This is a genomic window from Kitasatospora sp. NPDC004272, from assembly GCF_053603035.1.
Genome location: NZ_JBSGET010000016.1, coordinates 72116 through 80500, shown reverse-complemented (window position 1 = coordinate 80500; position 8385 = coordinate 72116). Strand labels below are relative to the sequence as shown.

9 protein-coding genes are annotated in these 8385 nt (G+C 73.4%); 1 reads left to right on the top strand and 8 read right to left on the bottom strand.

Features of this window, described 5'->3' with window-relative positions; genetic code table 11:
- Together ACWEO5_RS08020 and ACWEO5_RS08015 are read right to left on the bottom strand one after the other, a co-directional pair.
- The coding region (locus ACWEO5_RS08020; RefSeq protein WP_452161197.1) for an FtsX-like permease family protein at positions 1–1621 on the bottom strand (1621 nt) is incomplete at its 3' end.
- Positions 1618–2337, bottom strand: a complete 720-nt coding sequence (locus ACWEO5_RS08015) for an ABC transporter ATP-binding protein (protein WP_452161193.1) — start codon at positions 2335–2337, stop codon at positions 1618–1620. The genes ACWEO5_RS08015 and ACWEO5_RS08020, both read right to left, overlap by 4 nt.
- A gap of 149 nt (positions 2338–2486) precedes the next feature.
- On the opposite strand from ACWEO5_RS08015, the gene ACWEO5_RS08010 reads away from it, so the two are divergent.
- Positions 2487–3116, top strand: a complete 630-nt coding sequence (locus ACWEO5_RS08010; RefSeq protein WP_452161191.1) for an HD domain-containing protein — start codon at positions 2487–2489, stop codon at positions 3114–3116.
- Between the two features lie 58 nt (positions 3117–3174).
- Here ACWEO5_RS08010 and ACWEO5_RS08005 read toward each other — a convergent pair whose 3' ends face one another.
- The 6 genes from ACWEO5_RS08005 to thrC all read right to left on the bottom strand — a co-directional run bounded on the left by ACWEO5_RS08005 (position 3175) and on the right by thrC (position 8380).
- Positions 3175–3534, bottom strand: coding sequence for a hypothetical protein (locus ACWEO5_RS08005; RefSeq protein ID WP_452161189.1), 360 nt, complete (start codon positions 3532–3534; stop codon positions 3175–3177).
- Between the two features lie 22 nt (positions 3535–3556).
- The gene (locus ACWEO5_RS08000; RefSeq protein WP_452161187.1) at positions 3557–3778 is read right to left on the bottom strand and encodes a hypothetical protein; all 222 of its coding nucleotides are present in this window, start codon (positions 3776–3778) and stop codon (positions 3557–3559) included.
- A 177-nt stretch (positions 3779–3955) separates the two neighbouring features.
- The gene (gene groL / locus ACWEO5_RS07995; protein WP_123553427.1) at positions 3956–5578 is read right to left on the bottom strand and encodes a chaperonin GroEL; all 1623 of its coding nucleotides are present in this window, start codon (positions 5576–5578) and stop codon (positions 3956–3958) included.
- A 359-nt stretch (positions 5579–5937) separates the two neighbouring features.
- Positions 5938–6144 (bottom strand): cold-shock protein, encoded by a 207-nt coding sequence (locus tag ACWEO5_RS07990; RefSeq protein ID WP_014137493.1) that lies wholly within the window; start codon positions 6142–6144, stop codon positions 5938–5940.
- A 623-nt stretch (positions 6145–6767) separates the two neighbouring features.
- Positions 6768–7046, bottom strand: a complete 279-nt coding sequence (locus ACWEO5_RS07985) for a MoaD/ThiS family protein (protein WP_344555009.1) — start codon at positions 7044–7046, stop codon at positions 6768–6770.
- A 53-nt stretch (positions 7047–7099) separates the two neighbouring features.
- A complete protein-coding gene (gene thrC / locus ACWEO5_RS07980) occupies positions 7100–8380 on the bottom strand; it encodes a threonine synthase (RefSeq protein WP_452161184.1) in 1281 nt (426 codons plus the stop codon).
- Positions 8381–8385 lie beyond the last annotated feature (5 nt).

Genomic DNA, 8385 nt, shown 5'->3' with positions numbered 1-8385 from the left:
CGGCGGGCGCGGTGCGCGAGCGGTGCCGGGCGGCGTCGCGCAGGGCCAGCCGGGGGCCGACCGGCAGACGGCGGGCGAGCCGGCCCAGCAGGGCGAGCAGCAGCGGGGTGAACAGCAGCAGGCCGAGTTCGGCGAGCACGGCGCCGCCGAGCACGGAGAGGGTGCGCGCGCTCAGCCCGGCGAGCACCGGCGGTCCGGCGACCGGTCCGGCGACCGCCCCGTACAGGGCGAGCGCGGCGCCGCCGAGGACGGCGGCCAGGCCGAGCAGCGGGGTGCGGCGGGAGGGGCGGCGCACCGGGTCGCGGTCGGTGAGTCCGGCCAGCACCTCGCGGCGGCCGGCCTGGAGGGCGGGCAGCAGGGCGGCGAGCAGGGCGGTGGCGACGCCGACGGCGGCGATCGCGAGCAGCTCGGCGGGGCGCAGCGCGAGGCCGGCGAACCGGCTGCCGCCCCGCTCCTCGATCCACGGGCGCAGGGCGGCGACCAGGCCGACGCCGAGCAGGGTTCCGGCGGCGGCGCCGACGGTGCCGAGCACCAGGCCGCCGCCGAGCACCACGGCCCGGACGTGTCCGGGTCGGCCGCCGGCCGCGCCGAGCAGGGCGAGTTGGCGGCGGGCGCGGCGGGCGCCGACCGCGAAGGCCGGTCCGGCCAGCAGGGCGACCTCCAGCAGGGCCATCGCGGCGGTGGTGGCGGCGGTCATCAGGGTGCGTTCGCGCTCGCCCGCGGCGCCGACGGCCTCCTGCCGGGCCAGCGCCTCGGCGGGCGGGTGGGCGGCGACCTGACGGGCGGCCAGCGTGTAGCCGTGCGCGTTGAGTTCGCGCACCCGGGGCCAGTCGAGTCTCGCCCCGGCGGGCAGGGTGACCAGCCAGGCGGCCTTGCGGGCGGCGGCCTGTTCGGCGGACGGGGTCTGCGGGGCGAGTCCGGCGGCGGCCTGTGCCTCGTCCAGCTGCCGGTACAACTCGCCGGGGCGGGCGAGGAGTTCGACGGCGTTCAGGTCGCCGGGGTGCTCGACGGTGCCGGTCAGGGTGAACGGGGTGGACTCCAGGCCGCGGACGGTGACGGTGTCGCCGACCCGCAGGCCGGTGGTGTCCAGAAAGGCCCGGGTGGCGGCGGCCTCGTGCGGGGCGGCGGGGGCGCGACCGGCGACCAGGTCGATCCGGCCCCGCCAGAGCCCCGCGGTCAGGTCGGCCTCGAAGGTGTCGGCGGGGGCCAGTCCGTCGGCGGTGCGCACGGTGGCGACCGGGCCGGTGCGGGCCGGGGTCAGGGTGCTGCCGGGCGGCAGCAACTCGCCGAGCAGGGCGGTCGGTTCGGTGTCGGTGGCGCGCTTCTGCTCGGCGGTGGGTTCGGCGTCGGGGCGCTGCGGCAGGACGCGGACGCCGTCGGCGGGGAAGACCGCCTGCTCGATCGTCCGGCCCGGGTCGTACGCGCCGACCAGGGCGTCGGCCCGGCCCATCAGCCGGTCGGCGCGCTGCTCGGCGGTGAGTTGTCCGCTGCGGTGCACCACGTCCGCGCCGGTGGCGCCGAGCACCGGGAGCGCGATCATCGCGGCGACCAGGGCGCTGCGGCCCGCGGACCGCCGGGCGTCGCGGCGCGCGATCCGCAGCACCGCCCGCAGGGCGCTCACCGGTGCACCGCCCCGGCGGCGGCGGTCTTCTCGTCGACGAGCCGGCCGTCGCGCAGGAAGACCACCCGGTCCGCCCAGGAGGCGTGGGCGGCGTCGTGGGTGACCATCATGACGGCCGCCCCGGCGTCGCAGCGGGCCCGCAGCACCTCCAGCACCGCCTCGCCGGTGGCCGAGTCGAGCGCCCCGGTGGGTTCGTCGGCGAGCACCAGTCGGCGCTGCCCGGACAGCGCCCGGCCGATCGCGACGCGCTGCTGCTGGCCGCCGGACATGTCCTCCGGGAAGCGGTCGGCGAGTTCGCCGATGCCCAGTTCGCCGAGCACGGCCAGCGCCTCGGCGCGGGCGGTGCGGGCCGACACCCCCTCCAACTCCCTTGGCAGGGCGATGTTCTCGGCCGCGGTCAGGGCCGGCAGCAGGTTGTACGACTGGAACACGTAGCCCACCGAGCGGCGGCGCACGTCGGCCAGCTTCGCCCGGCTCAGCCCCGCCAGCGGGGCGCCCTCCACCAGCACCCGGCCGCTGGAGGGCCGGTCCAGGCCGCCGGCCAGCGCGAGCAGGGTGGACTTGCCGGAGCCGGACGGGCCCATCACGGCCAGGAACTCCCCGGCCCGCACCTCCAGGTCGATCGGGTGCAGCGCGTGCACCTCGGCCGCGCCCCGGCCGTGCACCCGGCCGACCCCTTCCAGGCGCAGCACGGTCTGCGCGTTCGGTCCGGTCATGGCTCCCCCTCGGAACAGCGGAACGTCTTGCATACCGAGTATGTATAGCCGCCGGACGCCGACTACTCAAGTGTGCGACATAAGTCGGCGAACTACCTATAGGACGGATCACACCCGCCGAGCGGTTCCCGGGGAGCAGAATGGGCGTCATGACCGCACCGCTGTCCGCCCGTTGGCACGACCTGCTCACCCGCTGCGGCGCCACCGCCGACCCCGAGCCCTACGCCCGCGACCTGCTCACCCGCTGGGCCGAGCCGCAACGCCGGTACCACACCACCGCCCACCTGGAAGCCGTCCTCGACCGGATCGACGAACTCGCCGCGCACGCCGACGACCCCGACGCCGTCCGGCTCGCCGCCTGGTTCCACGACGCCGTCTACCGCCCCGAGCGCTCCGAGAACGAGGAGCGCAGCGCCGCCCTGGCCTGCCGCGCCCTGCGCGAGGCCGGCCTGCCCGAACCCCTGGTCCACGAGGTCGACCGCCTGGTCCGGCTCACCGTCACCCACCACCCCGCCCCCGGCGACCGCAACGGCGAGGTCCTCTGCGACGCCGACCTCGCCGTCCTCGGCGGCCCGCCCGCGGCGTACGACGCCTACGCCGCCGCCGTCCGCGACGAGTACTCCTTCGTCCCGCCGGACGCCTTCCGCGAGGGCCGCGCCGCGATCCTGCGCCAGCTCCTCGCGCTGCCCTCCCTCTACCGCACCCCCGAGGCGCACGCCCGCTACGACGCCCGGGCCCGCGCGAACATGCACCGCGAACTGGCCGCCCTGGAGGCCTGACCCGCGCGGCCCGCCTGGCCCGCCCGGCCCGGTGCGGACCGCGGCGGGCCGGCCGGGATCACACCAGTCCCCCGACCGGTGCCACCGCCACGCCGCGCTTGCCGCACACCCAGTGCGGGTCGGGCCCGAGTTCCGGCTCGACCCCCAGCGCGTGCGGGTCGTCCTCCTCCTCGGCGCAGGCGGTGCACAGCGGCCACCGCCCGTACGACTCCAGCAGCGCGTCCTGGACGTCCTGGGCCACCAGCCCGAGCACGAACTCGCACCCGGCGGGCCACTGTTCGAGCCACCAGCGGCGGTGGGTGACGGCGTCCTCCACCAGCGAGACGATCGCCGCGTCGGCGACGTCCCGGGCGGTGAGGTCGGCGAGGATCAGCGCCCGCGCGCTGTGCAGGGCGGCTTCGATGTCGGAACTGGCCATCCGCCCATTGTCCCGCACTCCGCTACGGCAGCGGGAAGTCCGCCGTCGCCAGCACGAACCCGAACGGCTCCGGCAGCTCGACCGGCTTCCCGAACGGCTCCGGCAGCTCGACCGGCTTCCCGAACGGCACCCGCACGCTCTGCCCGTACGCCCCGTCGGAGGGTTCGGAGTAGAGCGTCACCGTCGGCCCGGGCCGGTCGAACCGGTCCACCAGCAGGTGGTCCCCGTCGTGGTCGCGTTCCACCACCGTTCCTCCTGCCGCTCACGGCACGGACCTGCGCCGACGTTCCGACCCGCTGCGGGTGCGGCGTCCCACGAAGGGGTGACCCCGGCGGGAACGCCGTGAGGGCGGCCTCCCGAAGGAGACCGCCCTCACGGCGTGAGACTGACCGATCCGGGCCGGTGGAGACCGGCGGGCGGATCAGAAGTCCATGTCACCGCCCGGCATGCCGCCGCCGGCGGCCGCGGCGGCCTTCTCCGGCTTGTCGGCGATGACGGCCTCGGTGGTGAGGAACAGCGCCGCGATGGAGGCGGCGTTCTGCAGCGCGGAGCGGGTGACCTTGGCCGGGTCGATGATGCCGGAGGCGACCAGGTCGACGTACTCGTTGGTCGCGGCGTTCAGGCCGTGGCCGGCGGGCAGGTTGCGGACCTTCTCGACCACGACGCCGCCCTCAAGGCCGGCGTTGGTCGCGATCTGCTTGATCGGGGCCTCCAGGGCCACGCGGACGATGTTGGCACCGGTGGCCTCGTCGCCCTCCAGCTCCAGCTTGTCGAACGCGACACCGGCCTGCAGCAGGGCGACGCCGCCACCGGCGACGATGCCCTCCTCGACGGCGGCCTTGGCGTTGCGCACCGCGTCCTCGATGCGGTGCTTGCGCTCCTTGAGCTCGACCTCGGTGGCCGCGCCGGCCTTGATGACGGCCACGCCGCCGGCCAGCTTGGCGAGGCGCTCCTGGAGCTTCTCGCGGTCGTAGTCCGAGTCGGAGTTCTCGATCTCGGCGCGGATCTGGTTGACCCGGCCGGCGACCTGGTCGCTGTCGCCGCCGCCGTCGACGATGGTGGTCTCGTCCTTGGTGATGACGACCTTGCGGGCGGTGCCGAGCAGGTCGACGCCGGCGTTCTCCAGCTTGAGGCCGACCTCCTCGGAGATCACGGTGCCGCCGGTCAGGATGGCGATGTCGCCGAGCATGGCCTTGCGGCGGTCGCCGAAGCCCGGGGCCTTGACGGCGACGGACTTGAAGGTGCCGCGGATCTTGTTCACGACCAGGGTCGACAGGGCCTCGCCCTCGACGTCCTCGGCGATGATGACGAGCGGCTTGCCGCTCTGCATGACCTTCTCCAGCAGCGGGAGCAGGTCCTTGACCGAGGAGATCTTGGAGTTGGCGATGAGGATGTACGGGTCCTCGAAGCTCGCCTCCATGCGCTCCAGGTCGGTGGCGAAGTAGGCGGAGATGTAGCCCTTGTCGAAGCGCATGCCCTCGGTGAGCTCAAGCTCCAGGCCGAAGGTGTTGCTCTCCTCGACGGTGATGACGCCTTCCTTGCCGACCTTGTCCATGGCCTCGGCGATGAGCTCGCCGATCTGGGTGTCGGCGGCCGAGATGGAGGCGGTGGAGGCGATCTGCTCCTTGGTCTCCACGTCCTTGGCCTGGGCCAGCAGCTGGTCGGAGACGGCGGCGACGGCCTTCTCGATGCCGCGCTTGAGGGCCATCGGGTTGGCGCCGGCGGCGACGTTGCGCAGACCCTCGCGGACGAGCGCCTGGGCGAGCACGGTGGCGGTGGTGGTGCCGTCACCCGCGACGTCGTCGGTCTTCTTGGCGACCTCCTTGACCAGCTCGGCGCCGATCTTCTCGTACGGGTCTTCGAGCTCGATCTCCTTGGCGATGGAGACACCGTCGTTGGTGATCGTGGGGGCGCCCCACTTCTTCTCCAGGACGACGTTGCGACCCTTGGGGCCGAGCGTGACCTTCACGGCGTCGGCAAGCTGGTTCATGCCACGCTCAAGGCCGCGGCGGGCTTCCTCGTCAAAGGCGATGATCTTGGCCATCAGAAGTGGTCCTCCGGGACACGGTCGACTGCTCGGACCAAGGGGTGCCCGCGACGGACGGCCCAGGAGAGCGGGGGTCCCTTCCCCTACCGCTTCCGGGGCCTCACCGGCCCGGTCCGTTTGTCACTCTCACACGGTGAGTGCTAACGCCAATGATTAGCACTCTCGGGTGGCGAGTGCAAGCCCATTGGGGCCCTGCCGCGGCCCTGCCACGACCCCGGCGCGACCCGGCGGGGGCGCCGCGGGGCCCGGGAAACGCCCGGAAAAGCCGACGGGCCCGCCCCGGACGCCGTCGCGTCGGGGCGGGCCTGCCTGTGGCGTTCTGTGCGCGGCCTGCGGCCGTGCGGTCAGCCGGTGCCTCAGGCGCCGGCGGCGCGGACCATGTCGGCCTGCGGACCCTTCTGACCCTGCGAGATCTCGAACTCGACCCGCTGGCCCTCTTCCAGGGTGCGGTAGCCGTCCATCTGGATCGCGCTGTAGTGGACGAACACGTCCGCTCCACCGTCGACCGCGATGAAGCCGTAGCCCTTCTCGGCGTTGAACCACTTGACGGTGCCCTGAGCCATTCCGAACTCCCCTTGTGCTGTGCTGGCCCTTCAGAGATCCGCGGGACGCGGACCCGGAGGTCTGGAAGGCCGGCCTGGGGACTCCCCCCCGTACGGCGCAGCCTCTGTCGCGGCTGAATGTATCCGGATATGCGCCCTCTGCAACAGGCCCAATTTCCGGGGAAACTCCGGGCCCCGCAGGGGATATGCCGGGGCGAAAGGCGCACTGCCCGACAATTGCCACTGGACATATCGGACGCGGCACCGCAAAACGCCGGAACAATTCTGACGGCGGCCTGACAGAACGGGCGGCACCGGACCGCGTCGGGCGAGAAAGGGCGGCGGGCCGGGCCGGCGCCGGTCCCGACGGGCGGGGCGGAGCGGGGTCCTGCACGGGCGGGGCGCGGTGCGGTGCGGTGCGGGGAGGCGCAGGGCGGTGCAGAAAAAGGGGGATTGAACCGGGCCGTGGGGGGTAACGGACCTGACCGGAACTCTACTCCCCGACCCTCGGCGGAATTCCGCCGCCCCGCCCGGCGGGAAAACCGCAGGTAACGAGGGCAATGGGCCCGGCCGAACACGAAGCCGCCGTCCGGTCCGGAAAATTGAATTCCGAACCAAACGGCGGCCGCGGGAATGCGGGGCGGTCAGCAGCCGCCCGCCACCGCCGGAATGATCGACACCGAGGCGCCGTCCTTGATCTCGGTCTCCAGGCCCTCGGCGAAGCGCACGTCGTCGTCGTTCACGTACACGTTGACGAAGCGGCGCAGCTTGCCGGTGTCGTCCAGCAGGCGGGCGGCGATGCCGGCGTGGTTCGCCTCCAGGTCCGCGATGAGGGCGGCCAGGGTGGCGCCCTCGGCGGTCACCTCGGCGGCGCCGCCGGTGTAGGTGCGCAGGATGGTCGGGATGCGGACGTTGGCGCTCATGCGGGCTCCTCGGGCGTGGGGTCGGGGCGTGGGGGGTGTCCTGCGGCTGGGTGTCAGGCGGTGGCGAGGCCGGCGGCGCGGAAGGACTCCAGCGTCGGGCGGATCACGGCGGCCATGCCGGCGTCGGAGACCGCGTCGAGGGTCTTGAGGCCGTCGCCGGTGTTGATCGCGACGGTCTCCTTGGACGGGTCCAGCTGGCCGGTCTCGACCAGCTTCTTCAGCACGCCCACGGTGACGCCGCCCGCGGTCTCGGCGAAGATCCCCTCGGTGCGGGCGAGCAGCTTGATCGCCTCGACCACCTCGGCGTCGGTGACGTCCTCGACCGCGCCGCCGGTGCGGCGGGCGATGTCCAGCACGTACGGGCCGTCGGCCGGGTTGCCGATCGCCAGCGACTTGGCGATGGTGTCCGGCTTGACCGGCTTGATCACGTCGCGGCCGGCCTTGAAGGCGACGGAGACCGGGGAGCAGCCCTCGGCCTGGGCGCCGAAGATCTTGTACGGCTTGTCCTCGACCAGGCCGAGCTTGATCAGCTCCTGCAGGCCCTTGTCGATCTTGGTGAGCTGGGAACCGGAGGCGATCGGGATGACGATCTGGTCGGGCAGCCGCCAGCCGAGCTGCTCGCAGATCTCGAACGCCAGGGTCTTGGAGCCCTCGCCGTAGTACGGGCGGAGGTTGACGTTCACGAAGCCCCAGCCCTCGCCGGCCGGGTCGCCGATCAGTTCGGAGCAGAAGCGGTTCACGTCGTCGTAGTTGCCGTCGATGCCGACCAGCTCGCCGCCGTACACCCCGGCCATCACGACCTTGCCCTGCTCCAGGTCGTGCGGGATGAACACGCAGGACTTGAAGCCGGCCCGGGCGGCCGCGGCGCCCACCGCGCCGGCCAGGTTGCCGGTGGAGGAGCAGGAGAGGGTGGTGAACTCGAAGGCGCGGGCGGCCTCGATCGCGCAGGCCACCACCCGGTCCTTGAAGGAGTGGGTCGGGTTGCCCGAGTCGTCCTTGACGTACAGCTGGCCGGTGAAGCCCAGCTCGCGGCCCAGGTTGTCGGCCTTCACCAGCGGGGTCCAGCCCGGGTTCAGGTTCGGCTTGTCGGCCACGTCGGCCGGGACGGGCAGCAGCGGGGCGTAGCGCCAGATCGACGCCGGGCCGGCCTCGATCCGCTTGCGCAGCTCCTCCGCGTCGTAGCCCGCGTAGTCGTAGGCGATCTCCAGCGGGCCGAAACACTCGGGACAGGCGAAGTCCGGACCGAGCGGGGAGCGCGCACCGCACTCGCGACAGGACAGCGCGGTCGCGGGACCGAGGTCGACGGCGGTGGATGCGGCGGTGTCAACAGCCATGGTGG

Excerpts from the sequence above, each read along its gene's own strand:
- ACWEO5_RS07985 (WP_344555009.1), bottom strand. The coding sequence starts at position 7,046 with ATGAGCGCCAACGTCCGCATCCCGACCATCCTGCGCACCTACACCGGC.
- ACWEO5_RS08005 (WP_452161189.1), bottom strand. The coding sequence starts at position 3,534 with ATGGCCAGTTCCGACATCGAAGCCGCCCTGCACAGCGCGCGGGCGCTG.
- ACWEO5_RS08010 (WP_452161191.1), top strand. The coding sequence starts at position 2,487 with ATGACCGCACCGCTGTCCGCCCGTTGGCACGACCTGCTCACCCGCTGC.
- thrC (WP_452161184.1), bottom strand. The coding sequence starts at position 8,380 with ATGGCTGTTGACACCGCCGCATCCACCGCCGTCGACCTCGGTCCCGCG.
- ACWEO5_RS07990 (WP_014137493.1), bottom strand. The coding sequence starts at position 6,144 with ATGGCTCAGGGCACCGTCAAGTGGTTCAACGCCGAGAAGGGCTACGGC.
- groL (WP_123553427.1), bottom strand. The coding sequence starts at position 5,578 with ATGGCCAAGATCATCGCCTTTGACGAGGAAGCCCGCCGCGGCCTTGAG.
- ACWEO5_RS08015 (WP_452161193.1), bottom strand. The coding sequence starts at position 2,337 with ATGACCGGACCGAACGCGCAGACCGTGCTGCGCCTGGAAGGGGTCGGC.